This is a genomic window from Thauera sp. WH-2 (assembly GCF_048321015.1).
In the GTDB taxonomy this organism is placed as follows: domain Bacteria; phylum Pseudomonadota; class Gammaproteobacteria; order Burkholderiales; family Rhodocyclaceae; genus Thauera.
Window position 1 is genome coordinate 199,246 of record NZ_JBLWFG010000005.1, and the last position, 25,899, is coordinate 225,144.

Consider the following 25,899-nt stretch of genomic DNA (forward strand, 5'->3'; position numbering starts at 1 on the left):
GTGAAAACCGTTTGCGCGCTTAGGTCGCCGGGCCCTGGTCGCTCACCCCGGCCGACTCGAAGCTTGCCATGTCGTTGAGGAAGTTGACCGCGGCCTGCACCAGCGGCAGGGCGAGAGCGGCGCCCGTGCCTTCGCCGAGGCGCAGGTCGAGCTCCATCAGCGGTTGGGCGTCGAGATAGTCGAGCTGCACGCGGTGCCCCGGCTCCTGCGAGCGGTGCCCGAATATGCAGTAAGACAGCACGTTGCAGGCGATGGCATGTGCAGCCAGCAGGGCGGAGGTGACGATGAACCCATCAACCAGGATCAGCATCCGCTTTTCCGCTGCACCGAGCATTGCACCGGCCATCATCGCAATCTCGAAGCCGCCGTACTGGGCCAGCACCTCCAGCCCGTCGTGGTGTCGGCCGCCGCGTTCGAGCGCCTGCGACAGCAACTGGCGCTTGCGGATCAGCCCGGCGTCGTCCAGCCCGGTGCCGCGCCCGGTCACGCTGTACAGATCGCCGTCGCGGGCCGCGCCCACCAGGCAGTGGGTGATCAGCGAGGCCGAGGCCGTGTTGCCGATGCCCATCTCGCCGAAGGCGACACAGTTGCAGCCGTTGTCCGCCAGCGCATGGGCGAGTTCACGGCCGCGCTGCAGGGCGGCGTCGCGCTGGCCGGGCGTCATTGCGGGCTGTTCGATGTAGTTCGCGGTGCCCGGCGCGATCTTCGCGTCGATCAGTCCGGTGCGTTTGCCGAAATCGTGATTCACCCCGGCATCGACCACGGTGAGCCCCCAGCCCATCTGCTTGCTGAACACGTTGATGGCGGCGCCGCCGGCGAGAAAGTTCTCTACCATCTGCCAGGTGACGTCCTGCGGAAAGGCCGATACGCCCGCCTTTGCCGCGCCATGATCGCCGGCGAACACCACCATGTGCGGCTGGCGGATCTCGGGTGTGAGCGTCTGCTGGATGAGGCCGATCTGGTGTGCGAGCGGCTCCAGGCGCCCGAGCGCGCCGAGCGGCTTGGTCTTGCGGTCGATCTTGTGTTGCAGCGCGGCGGACAGCAGCGGGTCGGGCGGAACGATGGCGAAGGGTTTCATGGTGACAAGCTTGGTCGGTTGGACGGGATGTTCATCGTGGACGGGGGCTACGCAGCCGCATGGAGTGCAGCACACGCGTCCGTCCTGGATGTCGTGCGGCTTGCAGTTTAGCCCTGCTTCAGCACCAGCGGCAGTCCAGCGGCGACGAAGACAACCCGTTTGCATAGGGTGGCCACTGCCTGGTTGAGCCGTCCGGCCTCGTCGCGAAACAGCCTGCCAAGCTGGGTTTCGGGCACCAGCCCCAGCCCAACCTCGTTGGCGACGAGGAGAATGCGGCCGGGCAATGCGGGCAAGGTGGCGAGCAGTCTCTCGCGCTCGCGGCGAAAGCGCGGCAGCTCGTCGGCGTCGGCTCCGGGTGGCAGGTGCTCGGCGTCGATCAGCAGGTTGGTGACCCACAGCGTCAGGCAGTCCACCACCAGACAGCGATCGGGTGCGGCTTCGCGGCGCAGTGCATCGGCCAGCGCCACGGGCGCCTCCACCGTACGCCAGCCCGCGGGGCGGTCGGCCTGGTGGCGGCGGATGCGCGCGGCCATTTCGTCGTCGAGGGCTTCGGCGGTGGCGATCACCGTCACCGCAAGTCCGGATCCGGCGGCGCGCCGTTCGGCTTCACGGCTCTTGCCGGAGCGTGCGCCGCCGAGGATGAGTTCACATGTCATTGTCGTGGTTTGGTTTTCCGCTCGTCGTGCGGATTCTTTTTGCAGTGCACGATACCGCCTCGTACGGTATCATCCGCCCCCACTGCCCCGGAAGGGGCAACGCGTTATCGGTGCCCGCGGGCGTATCTCGCCCAGGGTTAAACGGGAAACAGGTGCGCGGCCCTTCGCAAACGAGGCCGCAATGCCTGTGCTGCCCCCGCAACGGTAAGTGCGCGCAAGGTGTGTCCTGCAGCCACTGGGAACATTCCCGGGAAGGCGACTCACCCGTCCGGCCATCAGGCCGGCACAGCGCACGAGCCCGGAGACCGGCCGGAACGCGGAATGGCGGATGTGCCGCGGGGTGGCGGCGACGGGCGCGGTTTGTCTTGCTCTCTTCGGTTCTACCTGCCTCGTGGTGCGTCCATGTGAAGTTGCCATGGCGTGCGGGGACGCACGGTGTGGCGAAGGGAGAGCCCTACGATGAATATCCGCTTCTCCGCGCTGGCTTCGGCTGGCGCGCTGTGCTGTTTCACCCTGCCGGCCGTTCATGCCGCCGATGCCCAGTTGGGCCATGTGGTCGTCACGGCCACCCGTCAGCCGGTCAGTGCAGATGCCGCGCTCGCGAGCGTCGACGTGATCGAACGTGACGAGATTGCCCGTGCCGGTCATTCGAGCCTGCTCGGCCTGCTGGCGTCGCGGCCGGGGGTGCAGATGGCACGCAATGGCGGCCCTGGATCGAGCGGAAGCGTCTATATTCGCGGCGCCAACGCCGGGCATACGCTGTTGCTTGTGGACGGTGTCCGCATCGGCTCGGCGACCAGCGGCTCGCCGGTGCTGGAGACCATCCCGCTCGAGATCGTTGAGCGCATCGAGATCCTGCGCGGCCCCGGCAGCGCACTTTATGGTGCGGATGCGCTGGGCGGCGTGATCCAGGTGTTCACCCGCAAGGGCAAGGAGGGCTTCCACCCCTCGGCGCGCGTGGGTGCCGGCAGCGACGGCGCACGTGAAGCCAGCGCCACGCTGGCTGGCGGTGCGGGTGTCCTGCGCTATAGCGTGACCGCTGGGCATGAGCGCAGCGACGGCTTTAATGCGCGCACGCCGGTGCTGTCCGTGAACGACCGCGACGACGACGGTTTCCGCGAGGATTACCTCAGCGCCTCGCTGGCGCTGGACCTGGGCGGCAACGACGAAATTGGTGCCAATGTGCTGTATTCCGACATGCGCAACTGGTATGACGCAGCTCAGCCCTTCGATTCCCATCTGGACAAACGCGCGGAATCCTATGGCATGTATCTGCGCAAGCAGCATTCGTCCGATTGGGTCAGCACCCTGCGTTTCGGCCATGGCGTCGATGCGCTCGAGAACCAGTCGAATGCCGGCGCGCGTTCCCGCTTCGACACGACACAGCGTCAATTGAGCTGGCAGCACGATATTGCGCTCGGTGGCGGCTCCTTGATGGCGGCCTACGAGTTCCTGCAGCAGCGCGTGCAGACGACGACCCACTACGAGAGGACCCGGCGCCATATGAACGCCTTCCTGCTCGGCTGGGGCGGCGAGTTCGATCGCCACCGCGTGCAACTCAATGCACGTCACGACCGCAATTCCCAGTTCGGCAGCAAGACCACCGGAACAGCGGCCTACGGCTACGAGATCACGCCGGAGTGGCGCGTCCATGCAAGCATCGGCAATGCGTTCAAGGCGCCGACCTTCAATGATCTCTATTACCCCGTAGAGTGCTATCCGGTGTGGGGTTGCTTCGGCGGGAATCCGGCGCTCAAGCCGGAGGAGGCGCTCAATCGCGAGATCGGTGTGGCCTGGGAGCGCAATGACCTCAGCCTGGGGCTGACCTACTTCAACAATCGCATCCGAAACCTGATCGATTGGAGCAGCGGTGTGGCGGCGAACGTCGGCCGGGCAGACATCGAGGGGGTGGAAGCGAGCCTGGGTGCCATGCTCGGGGAGTATCGCGTGCGTGCCAGCGTCGACCTGCTCGATGCGGAGGATCGGCAAACCGGCGACGAGCTCGGCCGTCGTGCGCGCATCAGCGGTGCGCTTGCGCTGGAAAGGCTTGCAGGCGCATGGACCTGGGGCGTGGAGTGGAATGGGAAAGGGCCGCGTTATGATCGGGTGCCCAATGCCCCTGCCGGTCGCATGGGGGGCTATGGCCTGGTCGATGCGTACGTGCACTACGCCGTGGCGCCTGACTGGAGTGTGGAAGTTCGCGCCAACAACCTGCTCGACAAGGACTACGAACTTGCCAAGGGGTACGGAACACAGGGCCGGAGCGTCTTCGTGGCACTGCGCTACGCCATGCACTGATCGCCGATGCCTGCAATCGCGCTACGTGGGGAGTCGCGCGTGAGTCCAGCCATGCGCCGCACGCGATCGCCGCTGGCGATCGCCGTGGTCCTGCTGCTGGCGGGGGCGCTTGCGCTGCTCCTGGCGCTGGTCGCCGGGGGGCTGCCGGTGGGGACCGCCGACGTACTGGGTGCGCTTACCGGCGCGGACGGTATGAATGCGACCGTGATCCGCGAGCTCCGCCTCCCCCGCGCCCTTGCTGCCTTCGCCTGCGGTGGCCTGCTCGCCACCGCGGGTGCCCTCATGCAGGTCTTGCTGCGCAACCCGCTGGCCGACCCCTACATCCTCGGCATTTCGGGCGGTGCGGCGGTGGGTGCGCTGGGGGCGATCACGCTCGGGGCGGCTGCGTTCTGGGTGGACGCCTCCGCCTTCGTCGGCGCGCTCACCGCGATGCTCGTCGTCTTCGGTCTGGCACACGGTGACGGCAGCTGGACGCAGACGCGGCTGTTGCTGACAGGCGTCATCGTCGCGGCTGGCTGTGGCGCCGCGGTCTCGCTGATGCTTGCGCTCGCGCCTGACACACGCGTGATGTCCATGCTGTTCTGGATGATGGGCGATGCGAGCGCAGCAGCGCGGCCGTGGCCGGCGCTGGTGGTGCTGGTGTTGGCGCTGGTGGTCGTGTTGCCGTTTGCGCGCGACCTCAACGTGCTCGCCCGCGGCGAGCTTTCCGCGCGGGCGCTGGGCGTACAGGTGGGGCATCTGCGCGTCGCGCTGTACGTGCTCGCTTCGCTGCTGACTGCGACCGCGGTGACGCTGGTCGGCTCGGTGGGCTTCGTCGGCCTGATCGTGCCGCACCTGGTGCGGCTCGCGCTGGGCAACGACCAGCGTGTGCTGATCCCCGCTGCGGCGCTCGCGGGGGGCACCCTGCTGACCCTGGCCGACACCGCTGCGCGCACCGTGATGGCACCGCAGCAGTTGCCGGTGGGCGTGCTCACCGCGCTGATCGGCGTGCCGGTCTTCCTGTTCCTGCTCTCGCGCAGCCCGCGCAGCACACGATGAACGCTGCCCGTCGCCCCCTGCCGGAGGATGCGGCTCCGCTGCTCGAGGCCGAACGCCTCGCGCTCAAGGTGGGCGAGCGATGGCTATGCTGCGAGTTCAGCCTCAGCCTGGCCGCGGGTGAATGCCTGGTGCTGCTCGGCCCCAACGGCGCCGGCAAGACCACGCTGCTGCACACGCTGGCCGGGCTGCGCGAACCCACGGTGGGCGAGGTGCGCATCGGCGGCCTGCCCTACGCCGCCTGGCCGACGCTGGAGGCGGCACGTTTTCGCGGCCTGCTCGCCCAGCAGCAACCCGACCCTTTTGCCGCGGGTGTGCTCGAGACCGTACTCGTTGGGCGCCATCCTCACCTTGGGCGCTGGGGCTGGGAGGGGCCGCAGGATGTGGCGATCGCGCGCAGGGCGCTGGAGTCGGTGGAACTGACAGGCTTCGAGCAGCGGGACGTGCAGACTCTGTCCGGTGGCGAGCGCCAGCGTGTGGCGATCGCCACCCTGCTCACGCAGGCGCCGCGCCTGTTCCTGCTCGACGAGCCGCTCAATCACCTCGATCTGCATCACCAGATCGCCACACTCGAACTCTTCCAGCGTCTGGTGCGCGAGCAGGGCGCCGGGCGCGGCAGTGTGCTGGTGCTGCACGACATCAACCTCGCCGCACGCTACGCCGACCACATCATCCTGCTCGACGGCCGCGGTGGCGTGATCGCCGGCGATCGCGACACCGTGCTGCGTGCTGACCTGCTCGGCCAGGCCTTCGGCCACCCGCTGCGGCGGATCGAGCAAGCGGGGCGGGCGGTGTTTTTGCCGGATTGAGCGCAGGCGCTGGCCCAGAACCCCTATCGGTATTCCCGATATTCCATGTTTATCGACCATACCGACAACGGAGCCGGCCAGATGCTTCGCGACCCGCTCGCGGCATGTCCGTCGTTGCTGCCGGGCTCACCGACTATGAACAGGAGAACAACCACATGACCCAGTCCCCCGACCGCGACACCCGCCACAACGCCCGCATGGTGCGCAAGAAGAACGTCGTCGATGAGAAGATCGCCACCGCGCAGGCGGAGCGTGGCGTGCTGCTGGTCAATACCGGCAACGGCAAGGGCAAATCCAGCGCTGCGTTTGGCCTGGTGGCGCGCGCGCTTGGCCATGGCATGCAGGTGGCTGTGGTGCAGTTCATCAAGGGGCGGTCGGATACCGGCGAGGAGGCCTTTTTCCGCAAGCAGCCCGGGGTGCGCTGGCACGTGATGGGCGAGGGTTTCACCTGGGAAACGCAGGACCGCGCCCGCGACGTCGCTGCGGCTGAAGCAGCCTGGGCGGTGGCGCACGAAATGCTTCAGAATCCGGTCTTCGGCCTCGTGGTGCTGGATGAGCTGAATATCGCGCTGAAGTACCAGTATCTAGACCTCGAGCGGGTGCTCGCCGATCTGCGCGCCCGCCCGCCGATGCAGCACGTGGTGGTCACCGGCCGCGGGGCGCCGCCCGCGTTGGTCGAGGCCGCCGACACCGTCACCGACATGGCGCCGGTCAAGCACGCCTTCTCCGCAGGGGTGAAGGCAATGCCCGGCATGGAGTGGTAAGCATGGCAGTTCCCGATCTCGCGGTTCATCGTCCCGGCCCCCTGCCGGGCTGTGTCTACCTGGTGGGCGCAGGTCCGGGGGACCCGGAGCTGTTCACCTTGCGTGGCGCGCGCCTGGTCGCGGGCGCGGATGCGATCGTCTACGACAACCTCGTCAGTCCGGCCATTCTCGACCTTGCGCCGATCGAAGCCGAGCGCATCTATGTCGGCAAGAAAGCCGCCGACCATTCGCTGCCGCAGGACGAGATCAATCTGCTGCTGCTCAAGCTGGCAAAACAAGGCAAGCGGGTGGTGCGCCTGAAGGGCGGCGACCCTTTCATCTTCGGCCGTGGGGGTGAGGAGATGGAACTGCTGGTGGATGCCGGCATCCATGTCGAAGTGATTCCCGGTGTCACTGCGGCGGCAGGTGTCGCCGCCTATGCGGGCATTCCGCTGACGCATCGCGAGCATGCGCAGTCGGTGGTGTTCGCCACTGGCTTCCTCAAGGAGGGCAAGCTCGATCTGGACTGGCCGATGCTCGCGCGCCCGCAACAGACCGTGGTGATCTACATGGGTATCTCGCGCCTGGCCGACATCTGTGCGCAGTTCATTGCGCACGGCTTGTCGCCGAGCACGCCCGCGGGCGTGATCGAGCGCGGTACCACCCACGCCCAGCGTGTGGTGGTGGCCGACCTCGCCACGCTGCCGCAGCGCGTGCTGGAAGAGGGGGTGCGACCGCCCTCGCTGACAGTGGTCGGCAGCGTCGTCGGGCTCTACCCCAAGCTCGCGTGGTTCGAACCGGAAGACCAGCCCAAGGCCTCGCCGTTACCGCACGCTGGTTGCGCGGTGGTGCATGGGAAGGGCGAGGCTTGAGTGCCGTGGCTGGGGCCGTCCAGTGCCCGGCGCTCTTTGTCGCCGCACCCGCCTCCGGCCAGGGCAAGACCACCGTCACCGCCGCGCTCGCCCGCCTGCACACCCGGCTGGGCAGGCGGGTGCGGGTGTTCAAGTGCGGGCCGGATTTCCTCGATCCGCAGATCCACGCGGTAGCAAGCGGCGCACCGGTACACAACGTTGATCTCGGCATGTGCGGCGAAACCGACATCGCCTGGCGGCTGCACGCCGCTGCGCGCGAGTGCGACCTGATCCTGGTCGAAGGCGTGATGGGCCTCTACGACGGCGCCCCCTCGGGTGCGGACATCGCGCGCCGTTTCGGCATCCCGGTGATGGCGGTGATCGATGCGCGTGCGATGGCGCAGACCTTCGGCGCCGTGGCCTACGGGCTGGCGCACTACCTGCCCGGTCTGCCTTTTGCCGGTGTGCTTGCCAACCATGTTGGCAGCGCGCGCCATGCCGAAATGCTGCGTGCGTCGCTGCCCGAGGGCATGCGCTGGTTCGGTGCCGTGATGCGCGACGCGGACGCGGCGCTGCCGGAGCGTCATCTCGGCCTGATGCAGGCCGACGAGATCACCGACCTGGGCGAGCGGCTCGACCTCCTGGCCGACCACCTTCAGGCCACGGGCGCCGCCGAACTGCCGCCGGCGGTTGAGTTTCCTTCGGTCTCCGCGCCGGCAGTTCCGCCCCTGCTCGGCGGCAAGCACATCGCAATTGCGCGCGATGCGGCCTATGGCTTCATCTACCCGGCCAACGTGGACACGCTGCTTGCGCTGGGTGCGGAACTCGCCTTCTTCTCGCCGCTGGCTGGTGAGACGCTGCCGGCGCGCTGCGATGCGGTGTGGCTGCCAGGCGGTTACCCGGAACTCCACGGCGAGAGGCTGGCCGCGAATACGCGCTTCTGGGCGAGTCTGCGCGCACACGTTGCTGCCGGCAGGCCGGTGCTTGCGGAGTGCGGCGGGTTGATGAGCCTGCTCGAGACCGTCGTCGACAAGGCCGGCGCTGCGCATGGCTTTGGCGGTCTGCTGCCCGGCCGCGCGGTGATGCAGAAGCGGCTTGCCGCGCTGGGCATGCAGCAGGTCGATCTGCCGCAGGGCCGGATCACCGGCCACACCTTCCACTACTCGAAAACGGAGACCCCACTGGCGCCCTGGCTCCATGCGCAACGACCTGAGGGTGGGGAGGGCGAGGCGATCTATCGTTGCGGCTCGATCACCGCCTCGTACGTGCATTTCTGGTTTCCCTCGAATCCGTTGGTGGCGGCGGGCCTGTTCGGCGGCTGATCGCGCACGCGCCGATGCGGTTGCCGGCGGCGTCTAGCCGTTGGCGGGGGGAGGCCGCAAGGCCGTGCCGGCGGCGTCGGCGATCGCGTTCGCGAGGCTCGCCATCACCGGCGACTGCACCTGCCAGTGGTGCCAGTAAAGCACCACGTCCTCGCGCTCTGGCGCCAGGTCCACGAGTTCGCCGCGTGCCAGATGCCCGCGCGCCTGGATCTCGGGGATGAAGCCGTAGCCGAGCCCCGCGACTGCGAAGGCCATGAAACCCTCGGAGGAGGGTACGACGTGGTGCGGATATTGTCCGGCGTCCAGGCCGAAGTGGCGCTGCAGGAAGGCTTCGTGCATGTCGTCATGACGACCAAACACGATCGCGGGCGCCTTCGACAGTGCCGTCCGCGTCAGGCCGCGCGGGAACCAGCGTGCGCGGAACCCGGGCGCGCCCGCGCACAGGTAGGGCATGGTGCCCAGCCGCTGGGCGGCGCAGCCGCGCATTGGGTCGGCGCGGGTGGAGACGCAGCCCAGCACCTCGCCGTCGGCGAGCAGCGCGTGGGTGTGGTCCTGATCATCCACCACGCATTCGAGCACGATGCCCTCGTCCTTGACCACCTCGGCGACGGCGCTGATGAACCAGGTTGCCAGCGAATCGGCATTGACGCCCACCGCCAGGCGCAGGGGGCCGTGGGTCTGGCGCGGCGCGAGCGCCCTGCGTGCTTCGGCCTCCATCAGTCGCAACTGCGCGAGATAGGGCAGCAGGCGGCGTCCCGCAGGTGTTGGCCGCACCGGCTTGCTGCGCACCAGCAGCACCTGGCCGAACTCGGCCTCGAGCAGTTTCACCCGCTGCGACACCGCGGACTGGGTGAGTGCCAGGCGCCGCGCGGCGCGCTCGAAGCTGCCTTCCTGCAGCACGGCCTCGAAGGCAAGCAGGCGGTGGTCGATCATTAGGAATTTTGCTTGAAAGTGAAATTAATCGATTCTACTTAATGAAGCGCTGAGTTGCGCCTATCGTTTCAGCGATCGTTCCTGCGACATTCGTGCACAAGCCTGCGCCTGTGCGGGTGTCTGTCGCCGCGCTGAAAACAACAACGGAATGCCTCATGAGCAACGTCTACCTCAACGGTTTCATCCTCACTCTCGGCCTGATCATGGCGATCGGCGCGCAGAACGCCCATGTGCTGCGCCAGGGGCTGCGGGGCGAGCACGTGCTGCTGACGGTGAGCGTGTCGGCCCTGTGCGACATGCTGCTGATCGGCGTGGGCATCGCCGGCCTGGGCGGACTTTTCGTCGCCAACCCCGACTTGATGGCGGTGGCACGCTATGGCGGTGCGGCCTTCCTGCTGTGGTATGGCGGCCGCTCGCTGGTCTCGGCGCTGCGCGGCGGGCGGGTGATGGACTTCGCCGAGCACAAGCGCATGTCGCGCGGGCAGGCCCTGCTCGCAGCTGCCGGCTTCAGCCTGCTCAACCCGCATGCGTACCTCGACACCGTGGTGCTGCTCGGTTCGATCGGCAGCCAGCAGGCCGAGGATCTGCGCCCGCTCTTCGCAGCCGGTGCGATCACGGCGTCCATCGTCTGGTTCGTTCTGCTTGGCTACGGCGCCCGCCTGCTTGCCCCCCTGTTCGCCAAGCCGGTGGCCTGGCGCGTGCTGGATGCGTTGGTCGCGCTGATGCTGTGGGGCATTGCGGCCTCCTTGTTGCTGGCGTGAGGATGCGGCATCGTCGGCGCCGCTGCGATCACCAGGCCAATCGCGACAGGGTGTTTCATTGCCGGTGTGCAGGAACGTGGCCGGTATAATCGCGTCCCACGCGTGAATCGCCCGCACATCATTCAGGATCCTGCCGTGTCCGAACGTCTCACCGTTGCGCTTCAATATGCGCTGCCCAAACGCCTGCTCACCCAGCTTGCCGGCAAGTTCGCCGGTCTCGAGGGGGGCGCGGCGACGACTGCGGTGGTCCGCTGGTTCGTGAAGCGCTACGGCGTGAACATGGCCGAGGCGGCCAATCCGGATCCGGCCAGCTACCCGAGTTTCAACGCGTTCTTCACCCGGCCGCTGCGCGAGGGTGTGCGGCCGCTGGCGGATGCGGATTTCGTCTGCCCGGTGGACGGCGCGATCAGCCAGTTCGGGCCGATCGAGTTCGACCAGCTCTTCCAGGCCAAGGGCCACTTCTATTCCACCACCGCCCTGGTCGGCGGTGACCGCGCGCTGGCCGAGCGCTTCGAGAACGGCGACTTCGCCACGATCTACCTGTCTCCGCGCGACTACCATCGCATCCACATGCCCTGCGCCGGCCGGCTCACGCAGATGATCTACGTGCCGGGCGAGCTGTTTTCGGTGAATCCGGCGACCGCACGCGGCGTGCCGGGGTTGTTCGCACGCAATGAGCGCGTGGTGTGCGTGTTCGAGGGTGCGTTCGGTCCCTTCGTGATGGTGCTGGTGGGCGCAACGGTGGTCGGCAGCATGGCGACTGTCTGGCATGGGGTGGTCAATCCGCCGCGCCAGCCGACGATCGAAAAGCGCAGCTATGCAGAAGGCGCGGTGGTGCTGGAGATGGGGGCCGAGATGGGCCGCTTCCTGCTGGGTTCGACGGTGGTGATGCTGTTCCCGAAGGACGTGCTGCGTTTCGGTGCCGACTGGGCGCCGGGTGCGTCAGTGCGCATGGGCGAGCCGATGGCGCGCGCGAAAGCCGCGATGCCCGGGGATGGTGCAGGCGAGAGGGGCGATGCACCCTGATGGGGACGGTGATGCGGTGGGCGCACGCCGCAGCGCGCGTGCCCCGCTGTCACGATGCTGAGATAAAGATGCGCTAGAACAGCCGCTTGGCTTCCGACTGGAGAGCCAGGTGCGGCGGCTCGAAGCTGGCACGATTGAAGCTTGGGGTTCCGTGCAGTCCAACTACAAGCATCAGGAGACAGATCATGCCAAGCCGTCCGATCCATCAGATTCTTTCCGATCGTCCCTTCGTCAGCGTGCCCGCCGAAACCCCGGTGCGCGAGGTGGTGCGCCAGATGGATGCGCTGCAGCGCAGCGCGGCCGTGGTCACCGAGCATGGGGTGCTCACCGGCATCTTTACCGAGCGTGACGCCGCCTTTCGTGTGCTGGCGGCCGGCATCGATGCCGACATCACGCCGGTGGGCGAAGTCATGACGCACAACCCTGTGACGCTGACCGAGGACAAGCCTTTCGGTCATGCGCTGCACCTGATGTACGAGAACGGTGTGCGCCATGTGCCGATCATCGACGCCAGCCGCCACCCGCTCGGCATCGTGACCGCACGCGACGCGCTGCAGCTCGACGCGCTGACCTTCGGCGCCGAGCTGGTGCGCCGCGAGGAGATCACGATCATTCTCTGAGCAGGCAATCCCGCGCCCACAGGGCGGGGTGCTCGATTCGTGCTCCCCGCTCGAGGGCTTACAGCAGACTCATCTTTCGCGCAGCTTCCCGGAGTTCGCCGCGGAAGTCCGGATGCGCGATGCCGATCAGCGCTTCGGCGCGCTGTTTCGCGGTCTTGCCGCGCAATTGCGCCACGCCGTACTCGGTCACCACGTAGTTGATGTCGTTCTTGCTCGTGGTGACGTGCGTGCCAGGCGACAGCACCGGCGCGATGCGTGACACGGTGCCGCCTTTCGCGGTGGACGGCAGCACGATGAAGGCCTTGCCGCCCTTCGAGCGGTTGGCTGCGCGCACGAAATCCACCTGGCCGCCAGTGCCGGAGTAGGGCAGGTGGCCCAGGCTCTCCGAGCCACACTGGCCGATCAGGTCGATCTGCATGGTGGCGTTGATCGCGCACAGATTGTCGTTGTGCGCGGCGACGTAGGGGTCGTTGGTGAAATCCACCGGATGCATCTCGATGCCAGGGTTGCGGTGCATGGTGCGGTACAGGCGGTGCGAGCCGAGCGCGAAGGTGGCCACCGTCCTGCCCGGCATGAAGGTCTTCCTGCGGTTGGTGACCGCGCCGGCTTCGATCAGCGACAGGATGCCGTCGCCGAGCATCTCGGTGTGGATGCCGAGGTCGTGCTTGTGCTTGAGCTGCATCACCACCGCGTCCGGAATGCCGCCGTAGCCGATCTGCAGCGTGGCACCGTCGTCGATCAGGTCAGCGACGTATTTGCCGATCGCTTCCTGCACCGAGCCGATCTCGGGCAGGCCGACTTCGAACAGCGCGTCCTCGCTCTCCACGATGCCCGCGACCTGGGAGACGTGCACCAGGCAGTCACCGTTGGCGAAGGGTACGTTCGGATTCACCTCGAGCAGCACTACGCGTGCGCGGCGGACTGCCGCCATGGTGTAGTCGGGCGCGAGCGACAGGCTGAAATAGCCGTGCTCGTCCATCGGCGAGGCCATCGACACGACCACCTCGGCCGGCAGCAGGCCGCGGTCGAGCAACATTGGCAGCTCGGAGAAATAGGCCGGCACGTAGTCTATCCAGCCCGCCTGGCCGCCCGGGCGGGATGCGCCGCCGAAGAAGTAGGCGTCGTGACGCACGTTCGCGCGCGTGTCCGGGTCGAAGTAGGCGAACCTGCGCAGCGGCAGGATCTGGCTCACCGCGACGTCGCGCAGTTCGTGGCGGCGCTCCGAAAGGGCGTGCAGCAGTGCGGGCGGCTCGCCCACGCCGGTGGGCACGACGATGGTGTCACCGTTGCGGATCAGGTTCGCAGCGTCGGTGGGCGTCATGCGCTTGTTGTCGTAGAGGGCCTGCGCTTCGGTCATGATCGTGCTCCGGTATCTGTTGTTGTGCTGTGGTCATGGATTATACGTCCTGCCCATACCGGTGCGTATGGAGGTAGGGTGTGCCCCCGTGGGCCGACCAGCAACAAAAAACCGCCGACCGAAGTTTTCGGTGCGGCGGTTCGGAAAGCGCGAGCGCTTGGGCGCAGAGTGCGTTCGGGCAGGTTCAGCGGTTGCCGTTGCCCGGCTTTGCGGCGAACAGCGCAGGGCGTTGAGCGGACCGGGTGTCGGCGCGGCGCGGCGGGTTTGCCGCGTTGCGATTGCCATCGGCGTCGTTGCGGGACCGTTGTTGTTGCGGACGGGCATCCGGCTTCGCCGCAACAGCACTGCGGCCCGCAGGCGTGCTTCCACGGCTGCTGCCGTTGCCCTGCGCTTTGCCTCCACTTCTGCCTTGGCCGGGGCGACCTCCACCGCGGCGCGGCATGGGGGGGCGGGCGTGGTCGGCGTCATGCGCGGCCTCGCCGCCGGCGCTGGGCACGAAGTCATCGGCCACGGCACGGTCGATGCGGCGCTTGATCAGGCGCTCGATCGCGGTGAGCAGATTGGCCTCTTCCCGGTCGACCAGCGAGATTGCATGCCCTGCGGCGCCAGCGCGGCCCGTGCGGCCGATGCGGTGCACGTAGTCCTCGGGCACGTTGGGCAGCTCGAAGTTGACCACCTGGGGCAACTGGTCGATGTCCAGGCCGCGCGCGGCGATGTCGGTGGCGACCAGCACCGGCAGCGAGCCGTCCTTGAACTGCGCGAGCGCGCGGGTGCGAGCAGCCTGGCTCTTGTTGCCGTGGATCGCCGCGGACTCGATGCCGTGCTTGGTGAGGTACTCGGCGAGCTTGTTGGCGCCGTGTTTGGTGCGGGTGAAGACCAGCGCCTGGAACCACTGCTTTTCCTTGATCAGATGCGCGAGCAGCTCGCGCTTCTGCTTTTGGCCGACCATGTAGACCGCCTGGTCGACGCGCTCTGCCGTCGTGTTGCGCGGCGCCACCTCGACGGTGGCGGGGTCGTGCAGCAGGCCTTGGGTGAGCTGGCGGATCTCGTCCGAGAACGTGGCCGAGAACAGCAGGTTCTGGCGCTTCTTCGGCAGCAGCGCGAGCACCTTGCGAATGTCGCGGATGAAGCCCATGTCGAGCATGCGGTCGGCTTCGTCCAGCACCAGAAACTCGACGCCCGAGAGGTCGAGCGTGCGCTGGCCGACGTGGTCGAGCAGGCGCCCCGGGGTGGCGACGAGGATGTCGACACGCTTCTTCAGTGCCGTGATCTGCGGGTTGATGTTGACGCCACCGAACATGACCAGCGAGGTCAGTGGCAGGTGCTTGCCGTAGGTCTTGACCGACTCTTCCACCTGGGCGGCGAGCTCGCGTGTGGGGGTGAGGATCAGGCAGCGCGGGCGACCGGGCGGATGCGGGTGGGTGTGGGTGGCGGCCAGCATGTGCAGCAGCGGCAGCGTGAAGCCGGCGGTCTTGCCGGTGCCGGTCTGCGCCGCAGCGAGCAGGTCGCGGCCGGACAGCACCTCGGGAATGGCCTGTGCCTGGATGGGCGTCGGGTGGGTGTAGCCCGCCTCGCCGATGGCGCGCAGGATGGGTTCGGCCAGCGCGAGGCTGGCGAAAGTCACTTCGGGATTCATTCGATGGTCCGGCGCGAGCCCGCCGCGTTCGAGCGGCACCAATCCGGGCTGCGGGAAGAGATCCGGCTGGCTGCACGCGGAAGGCGCGGGCCGCATGGATCGTTTCAGGAAACGCTGCATCGACTGGTGCACTGCAGCGAGGCGCCACTATAAGCGCTTGGGCGGCGATATGCGAGGCCTTTCGGCGCTCTGTCGCAAGGGTTCGATACCATGCGCATGAATATTGCGTTTTGGTTACAATTCGACCTCCTTCAACGTGTCCGGCAGCCGCCATGAGCGCATTCCTGCCCCGTCCGAGCGTCCTTCGCCTGCGCGAGCGGCTGGCCATCCGTCTCGCCCTGGTTTCGCTGTCCGGGATTGCGCTGCTGCTCGGCGCGGTGGGTCTTGCGGCATGGCTCGCGGCGGCAAGCGCAGGCGCTGCGCTGCAGGCGATCGACCATGGACTCCCGGTGCGGACGCTGGCCTGGATCGCCGTGGGGCTGGTGCTCGCCTGGTTGGCCTCATGGGGGGTGGGGGCGATGCTGCGGCTCGCGCCCCGCGCCGAGGGCGTACCGCTTACGCGCCAGTCGGCCGAGGAGCTCTTTCGCCTGATCGATGAGCTCTCCGAACGCGCCGGCATTCCTCCGCTTCACCATCTGCGGATCACCGAAGACATCAACGCTGCGGTGGTGCAGAGACCGAGCATTGGGCTCGGTGGCAGGTTGCGAACCGAACTGCAGATCGGGCTTCCACTCGTCCATGGTCTGTCACCGATGCAGTTTGGTGCCGTGCTTGCGCATGAACTGGGCCACATTGCCGCGCAGCGTCTGGGCTGGTGCGGCTGGGGGGCCTTCCTGAGGGCATGGTGGATGCGCATCCTCGATGCGCTCGCGCTGAATCTGCCGGCGAGGCTGCGCTGGCTGGAGTCCCGTATCGATGGTTATTGCCGGCACATGCTCCGGCTCGCGCGTGTGGAGGAGCTCGAGGCCGACAGTGTCGCGGCACGCCTGGTCGGCGCCGAGTTGGTGGGGCAGACGCTGGTGGAGTTGAGCCGAAAGGCCCACTTCCTGCGTCATGACTACTGGCCTCGGCACCAAGCCTTGCGGGTGGCAGGGTGCTCGTCCGCGCTGCGTCCGTATCGTGAGATGGGGGGCGGATTTGCCACGGCATATCCATGCGCGGCGCTGGCGTGTGCGCAGGCCGTGGGTGACGGCGAATGCCGCCCCGACCCGTTCCATCCCAGCTTGCGTCGCCGCCTGCGGGCGCTCCGGTTTGCTGGTCAGGGGCCGGCGACCAGACCGGGCACGGCCGCCGACCAATACCTCGGCGGAGCACTTCCTGGCCTGGCCCGCGTGTTCGACCGGGCCTGGGACGAACTGGTGCACTGCAAGCGCCACCCCATGGTGGCGGGTCGTGGCGGGGCGGACGAGCCGCGCGACTGAACGTCCCTCCGCTTGTCCGGCGGCTCAGAAGGCTGCGCGTTCGGCCTCGAGGTAGGCGAGGCTGACGTACTTGCCGATGTTGCCCTCGAAGCCCGCGGTCTCGGCTGCCTTGTCCGCAACGCGCGGATCCTGCAGCACGCGCTCCCTGGCTTCCTCCATGCCGGCCATGTCCTCCACCGCGTGCAGGCAGTTCTCGTAGATGCCCTCGAATAATTCGCGGTTCCACGCCAGCACCTCGCCGCTCGCGTGCCCGTGGCCGGGCACCCAGATGCGCGAAGGGGCATTGCGCTCCAGCTCGTCGTAGAAATGGAAGGTGCCGACGTAGGAGCCGTCGTCCATGTTGGCGATGCGCCGGTCCATGGCGACGTCACCGACATGGGTGAGTGCGTCCTCCACCACCTGCACGCAGATGTCGCCGGGCGTGTGCGCGACGCCGTAATGATGGATGCGCAGCGTGACGTCGCCGAAGCGGAAGTGGTCGCCATGAACGGTATCGCGGTTGGGTGCGACGATACGCGTGCCGGCGGTGGCCTGGTTGGTCCATCTTTCCAGCATGCTCTGCCACATGCTGCCCTGCACGCCCTCGATCTCGCGCCGGCTCCGCGGGTGAGCGTAGATCGGCAGATCTGCGCCGAAAGCGTCTACGAAGGCGTGGTTGGCCAGCCAGTGGTCGCCGTGGTAGTGGGTGTTGAAGATCGCCACGACCGGCTTGTCGGTCACGGTGCGGATCATGCGCAGGGCCATCTCGCCGATCTGTACCGAGCCCCCCGGGTCGATCATCACCACCCCCTCGTGCGTTACGACGAAGGTGACGTTGCTCATCATCCCCTGGTTCTCGGGCGTGGGAAAGCCGTCCTTCGCCCAGATCATCCACACATGCTCGGAAAGCTGTGTCGGCTGGATGTCGGGAACCGCCGGGCCGCGAATGAAATCGTTCAACTCCTTCGCGAAGGCGGTGATCGGCGCCCACTGGGTGCCGATGCCGGCGAGGGCGGCGGCGCCGAGGCCGAGCTTGATCATCTGGCGCCGGGACAGTGGAACTCCGGGGCGTGGGGCGTCTGGGGTGCGCATGGTCGTCTCCTCCTCTTGTGGGGTGTGAGGAGAATATTAACGAAAACCGATGCGCGCACGCTGCCGGGGGTGTGATTCTGCTTGCGCGGAGGAGCGCGGAGGAGCGTGGAGAAGCGCGGAGAGCGGGTGCGTGCGCCCGCAGCAAGGATCGGACGGGCGCGTGTGCGGCCCGGACCTCGAGCGCTCAGTTCCCTTGCGCGCTGCCGGCCGGCCTGCGCGCGCGGGCCTGCTCGAGCTGATCGCACAGGCGGCTTGCGCCGTCGAGGATGCGCGGGGTGTGTCGCTGGATGTGGTCCGGGCGGATGAAGAAAAGGTTGTCGCGCGTGGCGGCTTCGAGCTGTGGCCAGCGTGACCATTGGCTGAGCCACTCCGGTCGCGCCTCACCCATCCCGCTGGCAACGATCACTTCCGGATTGGCTGCGAGGACCGCTTCCACGCTGATCGTGGGTGCGAGCTGCGACAGGCTGCCGAACACGTTCTCGCCGCCGCACAGGCGGATCACGTCGGCGATCAGGTGCTCGTTGTTCACCGTCATCAGCGGGCGGTCCCAGATCTGGTAGAAGGTGCGTACCTTCGGGCGGCGGGTGTAGTGCGCCGAGAGCTCGGCGTGGCGGGCGCGGAACGCACTTGCGGAAGCTTCGGCTGCGGTCTCGGTGCCGGCCAGGCGGCCGAACTGCTCCAGGCTGCGGGCGACGTCCTCCAGGCTGCGTGGTTCGTTCAGGTATACCGGAACGCCGAGCGCCTCCAGCCTGGCGAGGTGACCTTCGCGATTGCCGCTTTGCCAGCCGATGATGAGGTCCGGGCGCAGTGCAGCGATCGCCTCGAGGTCGATCTGGGTGTAGCCACCGACCTGAGGCAGGGATTTTGCCGCCTCCGGGTAGTCGCTGTATGCGACCACGCCGACCACCTTGTCACCGGCGCCGGCGGCAAACAACACCTCGGTAACGTGCGGCGCCAGACTCACGATCCGTTGCGCCGGTGCGGGCAGGGCGATCTCGCGCTCGGCATCGTCGGTCAGCACGATCCCCGCATGCGTGGATGCCGGCAGCAGTGTGCCGCAAAGCAATGTGGAAGCGAGCGCGAGGACAGTGAGGGCGGAACGGGTGTCGTGCATGGTCATTCATCCATGGGGTGAGGGAGGCAGGCTTCGAGCGCGACCTGCAGACGCTGCCACCCGGCCTCGTCTGCGGGCAGGCCGAAGCGTAGCGCGGGCGGATCGTCGAACTGGCGCAGCAGGATGCCGCGGCGGGCGAAGGCGGCATGCAATGCTGCGGCGTGCGGGGTACAGACCCGCTGGAACAGGGCCGGACCTTGCGGGCGTAGACCGTGTGCGGCGAGCAGGCGGTGCAGGCGCTGGCCTGCCGCGCCCAGGGCCGCGCGTGCGCTGGCCTGCCAGGCGGTGTCGGCCAGCGCATGGCGGGCCACCCAGCGTGCCGGGCCCGAGAGCGTCCACGGGCCGAGCTGTTCGGCCAGTGCGTCGCGGATCTCGGTGGGCGCGAACACGAAGCCCACGCGAGCGCCCGCAAGGCCGAAGAACTTGCCCAGCGAGCGCAGCACGACCAGCCCCGGCTGTCCCGCCAGGGGTGCCAGGCTGCGCTCCGGCGTGGTGTCGATGAAGGCCTCGTCCACCACCAGCCAGCCGCCGCGCCGGGCGAGGTGTGCATGCCAGTCGAGCAGGCGCTCGCGCGGGAAATGCTCGCCGGTGGGGTTGTTGGGCTGCACCAGCACGACGATGTCGCTGCGTTCAACGGCGGCGTCGAGCGCGGTGGCGTCCACCGCGCGTGGTGTTCGCGTGCGCCAGGCATGGGCATGTTCGGCGTAGCCAGGGGCGAGCAGACTCACGCGCTCGCCGCCCAGCACGGTGGGCAGTGCCTGGATTGCCGGCTGAGAGCCTGCCACTGGAAGCAGCGCAGTGCTGCCGTAGTAGGCCGCCGCCGCCGCCTCCAGGCCGTCGTCGTCTTCGGGCAGGCGCTGCCAGGCCGAGGCGGGAATCGCCGGCACCGGGTAGCCGACCGGGTGGATGCCGGTGGACAGGTCGAGCCAGCCGGCGAGCGGGATGCCATACCGGGCTGCGGCGTGGCGCAGGCGTCCGCCGTGCTCAAGCATGGCCGGCGCCCGCGGCCGATAGCAGGCCCAGCGACAGGCCGGCGATGCACAGCACGGCGAGCCACAGCCAGGCCCCGCGCCGGACCAGCGACACCGCGCCGAGGATGCTGGCCGGGCCGGCCTCGCGCCCGGTGCCGAGCACCGGGCGGTGCTCCTCATGTCCGTGGTAGGTCGCCGTACCGCCCAGGCGCACGCCCAGTGCGCCCGCGCCGGCCGCCATCACCGGGCCGGCGTTGGGGCTGTCCCATTGCGGCGCCTGCGTGCGCCAGCAGGCCAGCGCCTCGCGCGTGTGGCCGAGCACGGCGTAGGTGAGGGCGGTCAGCCGGGCCGGCAGGAGGTTGAGCGCGTCGTCCATCCTGGCCGCAGCCCAGCCGAAGTGCAGGAAGCGCGGCGTGCGGTAGCCCCACATTGCGTCCAGCGTGTTCGCCAGGCGGAACAGCAGCGCGCCCGCGCCGCCCGCAAGCACAAACCAGAACAGCGCGCCGAAGACCGCGTCGTTGCCGTTTTCGAGCACGGACTCGGTGGCGGCCTTGGCGACGCCCTGCGCGTCCAGCGCCTGCGTGTCGCGGCTCACGATCCAGCCCACGCGCGTCCGTGCTGCCTGCAGGTCACCGTTTGCGAGCGGGGTGGCGACTGCGCGTGCATGTTCGGCCAGGCTGCGCCCGCCGAGCGCAAAGTAGAGCAGGGCTACATCCACGGCCCAGTGCGCCTGCGGGTGCAGGCTGCGCAGCCACAGCGCGAGCGCCAGCCAGGGTAGCACCGCGAGCGACCAGGCGAGCAGCCCCGCAAGGCGGGTGCCCGTCTCGTTGGCACCGTAGGCAAGCCTGCGGCACGCTCGCTCGGCCCGGCTTGCCCAGTGCCCGAAGCCGATCAGCGGGTGCAGGCGCCGCACCTCGCCGAAGGCGCGATCGGCAAGCAGGCCGGCAGCCATCTTGAGGGCGAGGACGAGGGGGAGGGAGAGTTCCATCGGGTAGCGATCCGGCAGGTACGAGAAAGGACGCGAATCGGCGATAATCCGGCCCTTTTGCAAGGAAGCGGATTCTACGCGATGTCTTCCCCGATCACGCTGATGGTCCAGGGCACCACCTCGGACGCCGGCAAGAGCACGCTGGTCGCCGGGCTGGCCCGTTGCCTGCGCCGGCGCGGGCTGCGGGTGGCGCCGTTCAAGCCGCAGAACATGGCGCTCAACTCTGCCGTCACCGTCGACGGTGGCGAGATCGGCCGTGCCCAGGCGCTGCAGGCCCTGGCGGCCGGCGTGGCGCCGCATACCGACTTCAACCCGGTCCTGCTCAAGCCTTCGACCGACATCGGCGCCCAGGTCATCCTCCATGGCCGCGCCGTCGCCAACCTGTCGGCACGCGACTATCACGCCTACAAGCCGACCGCGATGGCCGCGGTGATGCAGAGTTGGGGGCGCCTGTGCGCTGCCTACGATGCGGTACTGGTCGAGGGCGCCGGCAGTCCGGCCGAAATCAACCTTCGCGATCGTGATATCGCCAACATGGGCTTCGCCGAAGCCGCGGACGTGCCGGTGGTGCTGGTCGCCGACATCGATCGCGGCGGTGTGTTCGCGCATCTGGTGGGCACGCTGGAACTTCTTTCCCCCTCGGAGCAGGCGCGGGTGAAGGGCTTCGTCATCAACCGTTTCCGCGGTGACATCGGCCTGCTGCAGTCCGGACTCGACTGGCTTGAGGCCCGTACCGGGCGCAAGGTGTTCGGCGTGATGCCCTATCTGCATGGGCTGTTCCTCGATGCGGAGGACGCACTCGCCGACGCCGCGACCGACGTGCGTGCAGGCGAGGATGCGCTGCGCGTGATTGCGCCTGCGTATCCGCGCATCTCCAACCACACCGACCTCGACCCTCTGCGGCTGCATCCGCAGGTGGACTTCCGCTGGGTGGGGCCGGGGCAGGCGATCCCGCCTGCGGACCTGATTGTGCTTCCGGGCTCCAAGAGCGTGCAGGCCGACCTCGCCTGGCTGCGTGCGCAGGGCTGGGAGGCCGCGATCCGCCGGCATCTGCGGTATGGCGGGCGGCTGATCGGCATCTGTGGCGGCTTCCAGATGCTCGGCGGCGAACTCGCCGACCCGCTCGGGATCGAAGGCAGTGCCGGCAGCGTGGACGGGCTGGGTCTGCTCGACATGCGCACCGAGCTCGCACCGGAGAAGCAGCTGCGCAATGTCTCAGGACAGCTGGCTGCGCTTGAGGGTGTGGCGGCCCTCGGGCCGGATGTCGCGCGAGGCGCCGCTCCGGTCGCGGGCTACGAGATCCATATGGGCGTCAGCGCAGGGCCGGCGCTCGAGCGACCGGCGCTGGTGCTGCAGGACGCGGGCGGACAACGCCCGGACGGTGCGCTCTCGCCCGACGGACAGGTGCTCGGCACCTATGTGCACGGGCTGTTCGAGGCGCCGGCTGCGCTGTCGGCCCTGCTGCAATGGGCGGGCCTGGAGAAGGTGCAGTTCGTCGACCTCGGCGCGCGCCGCGAGGCCGATCTCGATCGGCTCGCCGACGCGGTCGAGCAGAGCGTCGATCTCCATGCCCTGTTCGACGGATCTTTATCCCGAGTATCGAGGCCAGCATGAACACTGAAAACACGCGCCGGCACGGCGCCGAATCCTCGCTGCTTGGCCAGGCGGTCGCCTATCGCGACACGTATGCCCCCGAGCTGTTGTTCCCGATCGAGCGCCAGCTCAAGCGGGATGAACTGGGCCTGCGTGCCGAAGCGCTGCCCTTCGTCGGCGAGGATCTGTGGAACGCGTACGAACTGTCCTGGCTCGATTCACGAGGCAAGCCGGTGGTCGCGCTCGGCGAATTCCGTGTGCCGGCCTCGTCGCCGCGGCTGATCGAGTCGAAGTCGCTGAAGCTCTATCTGAACGCCTTCAACCAGCAGCGCTTTGCCGACGTGGAAGCGGTGCGCCAACTCATCGCGCAGGACCTTTCGGCCGCGGCCGGGGCCCTGGTGGGTGTGCGGCTGAGTCCGTTGAGCGAACAGCCCTTGCGCCGCTTCGGGTATCCGCAGGGGGTCTGTCTAGACACCCTCGACATTGACATTGACCGTTACCTGCCTGCGCCCGAATCGTTGCGCGCGGGCGGGCACGAGGTGGAGGAGACACTGTACTCCCATCTGCTCAAGTCGAACTGCCTCGTCACCGGTCAGCCCGACTGGGGCATGCTGGTGGTGCGCTACCGCGGCCCGGCCATCGAGCGGGAGGGGCTGTTGCGCTACATCGTGTCCTTCCGTTCACACAACGAGTTTCACGAGCAGTGTGTGGAGCGCGTGTTCTGCGACCTGCTCGCGCGCTGCAAGCCTGTGCGGCTCGCGGTATGGGCGCGCTATACCCGGCGCGGCGGGCTGGACATCAACCCGTTCCGCGCGACGCACGTGGCGCTGGCTGCCGATGAGGTGATGGAGGTGCGGCAATGAGCGTCTGTCGTGTCCGCGATGGTGATTGGAAATACGCAACAAGGTATTGCATTTGATCTGGATCCATGGCGCGCCGCAGGAGCCTGGGTTAACATCGGCCCGTAATCACCAACAACACGAGGTAATGAACATGAAGGCTCTGGTTGCTGCTGCAGTTGCTGCAGGTCTCCTCTCCGCTTCGCCCGCGTTCGCTTCCGAGGCGCTGGCCAAGTCCAAGAACTGCATGGCCTGTCACGCAGTGGACAAGAAGCTGGTCGGCCCGTCCTACAAGGATGTCGCCGCGAAGTACGCCGGCCAGGCCGACGCCGCGGCCATGCTCGCCGACAAGGTCAAGAAGGGTGGTGTGGGCGTCTGGGGCAAGGTTCCGATGCCTCCCAATCCGCAGGTGAATGACGCCGATGCGACCGCGCTGGTCGAGTGGGTGCTGTCGCTGAAGTAAGCGTCGTGTGGGCCACTGCCGCGTGGCGGTGGCTGCGAATGGAAAAAGGGTCGGCCTGCCGGCCCTTTTTTATGGGCGCCGTTCCGCTCAGCCCGGCTCGGCGCAGGGGGCGCCGAGGATGGGGTCTTCCAGCGACGTGAACAGGGCTTCCGGACGCGTCAGCCATTCGCCGACCTGCTCGGCGGGCGCCGCGCGCGCAAAGAGGTAGCCCTGCATGATGTCGCAGCCCAGTGCGTGCAGGGCTTCGGCCTGTTCCCTGTTCTCCACGCCTTCGGCGATCAGGTCGAGCTCGAAGCCGCGCGCGATGCCGCTGATGGCGGAGATGATCGGGTTGGTCATCGGGCCTTCGAGGTCGCGCACGAAGCTGCGGTCGATCTTGATTGTGTTGACCGGGAACTTCTGCAGGTAGGCCAGCGCCGAGTAGCCGGTGCCGAAGTCGTCGATCGCGACGCTGATGCCGGCGGCGCGCAGGGCGCGCACCTTGGCCGCCACGCCGGCGGCGTCATCCATCATCAGGCTTTCGGTGATCTCCACCTCGATGTGTCCTGGCTCGACGCCGTGCCGGCCGATGCAGGCGGAGACGGAATCGACGATGTCGTGGCGATGGAAGTCGTGGGCGGAAAGGTTGACCGAGATCTGCGGTGCGGCAATGCCTTCGCTCTGCCAGCGCGCGAGCTGGGCGCAGCTGGTTTCGAGCACCCATGTGCTGATCTCGCCGATGAGGCCCACTTCCTCCGCGACCTGGACGAAAGTGGCGGGCGAGACCGGGCCCAGCGCGGGGTGATTCCAGCGCAGCAGGGCTTCGAGGCCGACGATGCGGCGGGCGGTGAAGCTGACCTGGGGCTGGTAGTGCAGTTCGAGCTCGTTGCGTGCGAGCGCGCTGCGCAGGTCGTTCTCCAGCGCGATGCGGTCGCGGTGGCGGGTGTTCAGTTCGGGGTCGAAGAAGCGGTAGCCGTTCTTGCCGGAGCGCTTGACCTGATACATCGCGATGTCGGCGTGCCGGGTCAGATCTTCCGAAGTATTGCCGTCGCGCGGGAAGAGCGCGATTCCGACACTCACCGTGGCACGAAACTCGCCCCGGCTCAAGGCGATCGGTTCGTCGAGCGCAGCGATGACCTTGCGCGCGATGGTCTCCGCATCCTCGGGGTGGGCGATGTCCGGCAGCAGGATGGTGAACTCGTCCCCACCCAGGCGGGCGAGGGTGTCTCCACGGCGTAGCGCCGCGGTCAGCCGGCTGGCGATTGCGCGCAGCAGCGCGTCGCCTTCGGCATGGCCGAAGGTGTCATTCACGAGCTTGAATCGGTCAACATCCACGAACATGACCGCCAGGGCGCCCGTGCGGCGCTGCGCTTGCGCGATCGACAGCTCAAGCCTGTCCTTGAAAAGCACGCGGTTGGGAAGGTGGGTGAGCTGGTCGTGATAGGCCTGAAAGGAGATGATCTCCTCGGCCCGCTTGCGCTCGGAGATGTCGCGCGCGACGCCGTACAGGCCGACCACGCGGCGCTCGCCTTCCTGCGTGATCATCGGGATGGCGGTCAGCGAGACTGTGACGCTGTCGCCCTCTGCGCCGGCGGTGTTGGCCCTATGGCGGCGCAGCCGGAGCTCGACATGGAAGCTCTCCCCCGGCAGGGCGCTGGGCTTGCTGAGCAGGCTGTCGATGCGGTCGATGTCCTCGGGCATCACCAGTGTGGTGAAGGGACGGCGCAGCAGCGCATTGCGCTCGTAACCGAGCAGCGCCTTGACGCGCGGGTTGAGGTAGGTGAAGCGGCCGGCGCCGTCGAGCGTGAAGATGATGTCGGGCGAGCTCTCGACGAGGTAGCGGTGCAGGCGCTCCGAGGCCTTCAGGCGCTTGCTCATCAGCTTGTTGGTGCGCTCGAGCGTTCCCTTGTGCAACGCGCTGTCGACGGCGCGCTGGAGTTGGGCGACGTGATAGGGCTTGCGTACGAAGTCGTCTGCACCGCCGCGCAGGGCGCCAATGGCCGCGTCGATCGCATCTTCGCCGGTGATGACGACCACGGCTTCGTCGCGCTGGTGGTCGGAAAGCCATTCCAGCAGGGCGAGGCCGTTCGCGTCAGGCAGGCGATAGTCGAGCAGGATCAGCGCGTAGTGCTTGCGCTCGAGGCAGGCGATCGCTTCAGAGATGCTGCCGCATTCGTCGAAAACCCGGCCGGGCCTAGCGAGGACGTGGGGAAAAGTCTTCCTGAGCGAGGGGTCGTCGTCGACGATGAGAATGCGCGTGGATTCGCTGGTGGCGGCCTTTTCGTCAACCGTACGGGCCTGGACGGCTTGATCTGTCGGCGGTGTCATGGCTCCA

Annotated in this window: 23 protein-coding genes and 1 riboswitch; of the genes, 13 read left to right on the forward strand and 10 right to left on the reverse strand. The window is 67.9% G+C overall.

The window, feature by feature from the left end:
* Positions 1-19: 19 nt before the first annotated feature.
* Positions 20-1,078, reverse strand: coding sequence for a nicotinate-nucleotide--dimethylbenzimidazole phosphoribosyltransferase (cobT, locus tag ACNKW1_RS10630; protein WP_418364551.1), 1,059 nt, complete (start codon positions 1,076-1,078; stop codon positions 20-22).
* Positions 1,079-1,185: 107 nt separating this feature from the next.
* Positions 1,186-1,734, reverse strand: coding sequence for a bifunctional adenosylcobinamide kinase/adenosylcobinamide-phosphate guanylyltransferase (gene cobU / locus ACNKW1_RS10635; RefSeq protein ID WP_418364552.1), 549 nt, complete (start codon positions 1,732-1,734; stop codon positions 1,186-1,188).
* A 91-nt stretch (positions 1,735-1,825) separates the two neighbouring features.
* Positions 1,826-2,063, forward strand: a riboswitch (cobalamin riboswitch).
* A 130-nt stretch (positions 2,064-2,193) separates the two neighbouring features.
* Between cobU and ACNKW1_RS10640 the strand changes: the two genes are divergently transcribed.
* The 6 genes from ACNKW1_RS10640 to ACNKW1_RS10665 all read left to right on the forward strand — a co-directional run bounded on the left by ACNKW1_RS10640 (position 2,194) and on the right by ACNKW1_RS10665 (position 8,792).
* On the forward strand, positions 2,194-4,032 hold the full coding sequence (locus tag ACNKW1_RS10640; protein ID WP_418364553.1) for a TonB-dependent receptor domain-containing protein: 1,839 nt from the start codon (positions 2,194-2,196) through the stop codon (positions 4,030-4,032).
* 51 nt (positions 4,033-4,083) lie between these two features.
* Positions 4,084-5,070 (forward strand): FecCD family ABC transporter permease, encoded by a 987-nt coding sequence (locus tag ACNKW1_RS10645; RefSeq protein WP_418364554.1) that lies wholly within the window; start codon positions 4,084-4,086, stop codon positions 5,068-5,070.
* Positions 5,067-5,876 (forward strand): ABC transporter ATP-binding protein, encoded by an 810-nt coding sequence (locus ACNKW1_RS10650; RefSeq protein ID WP_418364555.1) that lies wholly within the window; start codon positions 5,067-5,069, stop codon positions 5,874-5,876. Before ACNKW1_RS10645 ends, ACNKW1_RS10650 begins: the two co-directional genes overlap by 4 nt.
* 155 nt (positions 5,877-6,031) lie before the next feature.
* Positions 6,032-6,640, forward strand: a complete 609-nt coding sequence (cobO, locus tag ACNKW1_RS10655) for a cob(I)yrinic acid a,c-diamide adenosyltransferase (protein ID WP_418364628.1) — start codon at positions 6,032-6,034, stop codon at positions 6,638-6,640.
* Between the two features lie 2 nt (positions 6,641-6,642).
* Positions 6,643-7,491: a uroporphyrinogen-III C-methyltransferase gene (gene cobA, locus ACNKW1_RS10660; RefSeq protein WP_418364556.1), complete on the forward strand. Its 849-nt coding sequence runs from the start codon at positions 6,643-6,645 to the stop codon at positions 7,489-7,491.
* A 5-nt stretch (positions 7,492-7,496) separates the two neighbouring features.
* Positions 7,497-8,792: a cobyrinate a,c-diamide synthase gene (locus ACNKW1_RS10665; RefSeq protein WP_418364557.1), complete on the forward strand. Its 1,296-nt coding sequence runs from the start codon at positions 7,497-7,499 to the stop codon at positions 8,790-8,792.
* 33 nt (positions 8,793-8,825) lie between these two features.
* Here ACNKW1_RS10665 and ACNKW1_RS10670 read toward each other — a convergent pair whose 3' ends face one another.
* Positions 8,826-9,725, reverse strand: coding sequence for a LysR family transcriptional regulator ArgP (locus tag ACNKW1_RS10670; RefSeq protein WP_418364558.1), 900 nt, complete (start codon positions 9,723-9,725; stop codon positions 8,826-8,828).
* A gap of 155 nt (positions 9,726-9,880) precedes the next feature.
* Between ACNKW1_RS10670 and ACNKW1_RS10675 the strand changes: the two genes are divergently transcribed.
* From ACNKW1_RS10675 to ACNKW1_RS10685, 3 genes are all read left to right on the forward strand, one after another.
* Positions 9,881-10,486, forward strand: coding sequence for a LysE/ArgO family amino acid transporter (locus ACNKW1_RS10675; protein ID WP_418364559.1), 606 nt, complete (start codon positions 9,881-9,883; stop codon positions 10,484-10,486).
* Between the two features lie 135 nt (positions 10,487-10,621).
* A complete protein-coding gene (asd, locus tag ACNKW1_RS10680) occupies positions 10,622-11,512 on the forward strand; it encodes an archaetidylserine decarboxylase (RefSeq protein ID WP_418364560.1) in 891 nt (296 codons plus the stop codon).
* Between the two features lie 185 nt (positions 11,513-11,697).
* A complete protein-coding gene (locus ACNKW1_RS10685) occupies positions 11,698-12,132 on the forward strand; it encodes a cyclic nucleotide-binding/CBS domain-containing protein (RefSeq protein ID WP_418364561.1) in 435 nt (144 codons plus the stop codon).
* A 58-nt stretch (positions 12,133-12,190) separates the two neighbouring features.
* Here ACNKW1_RS10685 and ACNKW1_RS10690 read toward each other — a convergent pair whose 3' ends face one another.
* The gene (locus tag ACNKW1_RS10690) at positions 12,191-13,489 is read right to left on the reverse strand and encodes an acetyl-CoA hydrolase/transferase family protein (RefSeq protein ID WP_418364562.1); all 1,299 of its coding nucleotides are present in this window, start codon (positions 13,487-13,489) and stop codon (positions 12,191-12,193) included.
* A gap of 184 nt (positions 13,490-13,673) precedes the next feature.
* Entirely contained in the window at positions 13,674-15,125 is a 1,452-nt protein-coding gene (locus tag ACNKW1_RS10695) for a DEAD/DEAH box helicase (protein ID WP_418364563.1), read from the reverse strand.
* Positions 15,126-15,397: 272 nt separating this feature from the next.
* Between ACNKW1_RS10695 and ACNKW1_RS10700 the strand changes: the two genes are divergently transcribed.
* Positions 15,398-16,546, forward strand: coding sequence for a M48 family metallopeptidase (locus tag ACNKW1_RS10700; RefSeq protein ID WP_418364564.1), 1,149 nt, complete (start codon positions 15,398-15,400; stop codon positions 16,544-16,546).
* Positions 16,547-16,570: 24 nt separating this feature from the next.
* Here the strand turns inward: ACNKW1_RS10700 and ACNKW1_RS10705 are convergent, their stop codons facing one another.
* The 4 genes from ACNKW1_RS10705 to cbiB form a co-directional block, all read right to left on the reverse strand.
* Positions 16,571-17,617 (reverse strand): MBL fold metallo-hydrolase, encoded by a 1,047-nt coding sequence (locus ACNKW1_RS10705; protein WP_418364565.1) that lies wholly within the window; start codon positions 17,615-17,617, stop codon positions 16,571-16,573.
* Between the two features lie 184 nt (positions 17,618-17,801).
* Entirely contained in the window at positions 17,802-18,731 is a 930-nt protein-coding gene (locus tag ACNKW1_RS10710) for a cobalamin-binding protein (RefSeq protein WP_418364566.1), read from the reverse strand.
* 2 nt (positions 18,732-18,733) lie between these two features.
* A complete protein-coding gene (cobD, locus tag ACNKW1_RS10715; RefSeq protein ID WP_418364567.1) occupies positions 18,734-19,723 on the reverse strand; it encodes a threonine-phosphate decarboxylase CobD in 990 nt (329 codons plus the stop codon).
* Positions 19,716-20,690, reverse strand: a complete 975-nt coding sequence (gene cbiB / locus ACNKW1_RS10720) for an adenosylcobinamide-phosphate synthase CbiB (protein WP_418364568.1) — start codon at positions 20,688-20,690, stop codon at positions 19,716-19,718. Before cbiB ends, cobD begins: the two co-directional genes overlap by 8 nt.
* Before the next feature lie 81 nt (positions 20,691-20,771).
* On the opposite strand from cbiB, the gene ACNKW1_RS10725 reads away from it, so the two are divergent.
* The 3 genes from ACNKW1_RS10725 to ACNKW1_RS10735 all read left to right on the forward strand — a co-directional run bounded on the left by ACNKW1_RS10725 (position 20,772) and on the right by ACNKW1_RS10735 (position 23,585).
* Entirely contained in the window at positions 20,772-22,304 is a 1,533-nt protein-coding gene (locus ACNKW1_RS10725; protein WP_418364569.1) for a cobyric acid synthase, read from the forward strand.
* Positions 22,301-23,146 (forward strand): NADPH-dependent 7-cyano-7-deazaguanine reductase QueF, encoded by an 846-nt coding sequence (gene queF, locus ACNKW1_RS10730; protein WP_418364570.1) that lies wholly within the window; start codon positions 22,301-22,303, stop codon positions 23,144-23,146. The genes ACNKW1_RS10725 and queF overlap by 4 nt, the downstream gene beginning before the upstream one ends.
* Positions 23,147-23,276: 130 nt before the next feature.
* The gene (locus tag ACNKW1_RS10735; protein ID WP_418364571.1) at positions 23,277-23,585 is read left to right on the forward strand and encodes a c-type cytochrome; all 309 of its coding nucleotides are present in this window, start codon (positions 23,277-23,279) and stop codon (positions 23,583-23,585) included.
* An 87-nt stretch (positions 23,586-23,672) separates the two neighbouring features.
* Here the strand turns inward: ACNKW1_RS10735 and ACNKW1_RS10740 are convergent, their stop codons facing one another.
* Positions 23,673-25,892, reverse strand: coding sequence for an EAL domain-containing protein (locus ACNKW1_RS10740; protein ID WP_418364572.1), 2,220 nt, complete (start codon positions 25,890-25,892; stop codon positions 23,673-23,675).
* Positions 25,893-25,899: the final 7 nt, after the last annotated feature.

Excerpts from the sequence above, each read along its gene's own strand:
- ACNKW1_RS10670 (WP_418364558.1), bottom strand. The coding sequence starts at position 9,725 with ATGATCGACCACCGCCTGCTTGCCTTCGAGGCCGTGCTGCAGGAAGGC.
- ACNKW1_RS10700 (WP_418364564.1), top strand. The coding sequence starts at position 15,398 with ATGAGCGCATTCCTGCCCCGTCCGAGCGTCCTTCGCCTGCGCGAGCGG.
- ACNKW1_RS10685 (WP_418364561.1), top strand. The coding sequence starts at position 11,698 with ATGCCAAGCCGTCCGATCCATCAGATTCTTTCCGATCGTCCCTTCGTC.
- cobT (WP_418364551.1), bottom strand. The coding sequence starts at position 1,078 with ATGAAACCCTTCGCCATCGTTCCGCCCGACCCGCTGCTGTCCGCCGCG.
- cbiB (WP_418364568.1), bottom strand. The coding sequence starts at position 20,690 with ATGGAACTCTCCCTCCCCCTCGTCCTCGCCCTCAAGATGGCTGCCGGC.
- cobO (WP_418364628.1), top strand. The coding sequence starts at position 6,032 with ATGACCCAGTCCCCCGACCGCGACACCCGCCACAACGCCCGCATGGTG.
- queF (WP_418364570.1), top strand. The coding sequence starts at position 22,301 with ATGAACACTGAAAACACGCGCCGGCACGGCGCCGAATCCTCGCTGCTT.
- ACNKW1_RS10705 (WP_418364565.1), bottom strand. The coding sequence starts at position 17,617 with ATGCGCACCCCAGACGCCCCACGCCCCGGAGTTCCACTGTCCCGGCGC.
- ACNKW1_RS10645 (WP_418364554.1), top strand. The coding sequence starts at position 4,084 with ATGCGCCGCACGCGATCGCCGCTGGCGATCGCCGTGGTCCTGCTGCTG.
- ACNKW1_RS10740 (WP_418364572.1), bottom strand. The coding sequence starts at position 25,892 with ATGACACCGCCGACAGATCAAGCCGTCCAGGCCCGTACGGTTGACGAA.
- ACNKW1_RS10650 (WP_418364555.1), top strand. The coding sequence starts at position 5,067 with ATGAACGCTGCCCGTCGCCCCCTGCCGGAGGATGCGGCTCCGCTGCTC.
- ACNKW1_RS10675 (WP_418364559.1), top strand. The coding sequence starts at position 9,881 with ATGAGCAACGTCTACCTCAACGGTTTCATCCTCACTCTCGGCCTGATC.
- cobA (WP_418364556.1), top strand. The coding sequence starts at position 6,643 with ATGGCAGTTCCCGATCTCGCGGTTCATCGTCCCGGCCCCCTGCCGGGC.
- ACNKW1_RS10725 (WP_418364569.1), top strand. The coding sequence starts at position 20,772 with ATGTCTTCCCCGATCACGCTGATGGTCCAGGGCACCACCTCGGACGCC.
- cobD (WP_418364567.1), bottom strand. The coding sequence starts at position 19,723 with ATGCTTGAGCACGGCGGACGCCTGCGCCACGCCGCAGCCCGGTATGGC.
- ACNKW1_RS10735 (WP_418364571.1), top strand. The coding sequence starts at position 23,277 with ATGAAGGCTCTGGTTGCTGCTGCAGTTGCTGCAGGTCTCCTCTCCGCT.
- ACNKW1_RS10690 (WP_418364562.1), bottom strand. The coding sequence starts at position 13,489 with ATGACCGAAGCGCAGGCCCTCTACGACAACAAGCGCATGACGCCCACC.
- ACNKW1_RS10640 (WP_418364553.1), top strand. The coding sequence starts at position 2,194 with ATGAATATCCGCTTCTCCGCGCTGGCTTCGGCTGGCGCGCTGTGCTGT.
- ACNKW1_RS10695 (WP_418364563.1), bottom strand. The coding sequence starts at position 15,125 with ATGAATCCCGAAGTGACTTTCGCCAGCCTCGCGCTGGCCGAACCCATC.
- ACNKW1_RS10710 (WP_418364566.1), bottom strand. The coding sequence starts at position 18,731 with ATGCACGACACCCGTTCCGCCCTCACTGTCCTCGCGCTCGCTTCCACA.
- cobU (WP_418364552.1), bottom strand. The coding sequence starts at position 1,734 with ATGACATGTGAACTCATCCTCGGCGGCGCACGCTCCGGCAAGAGCCGT.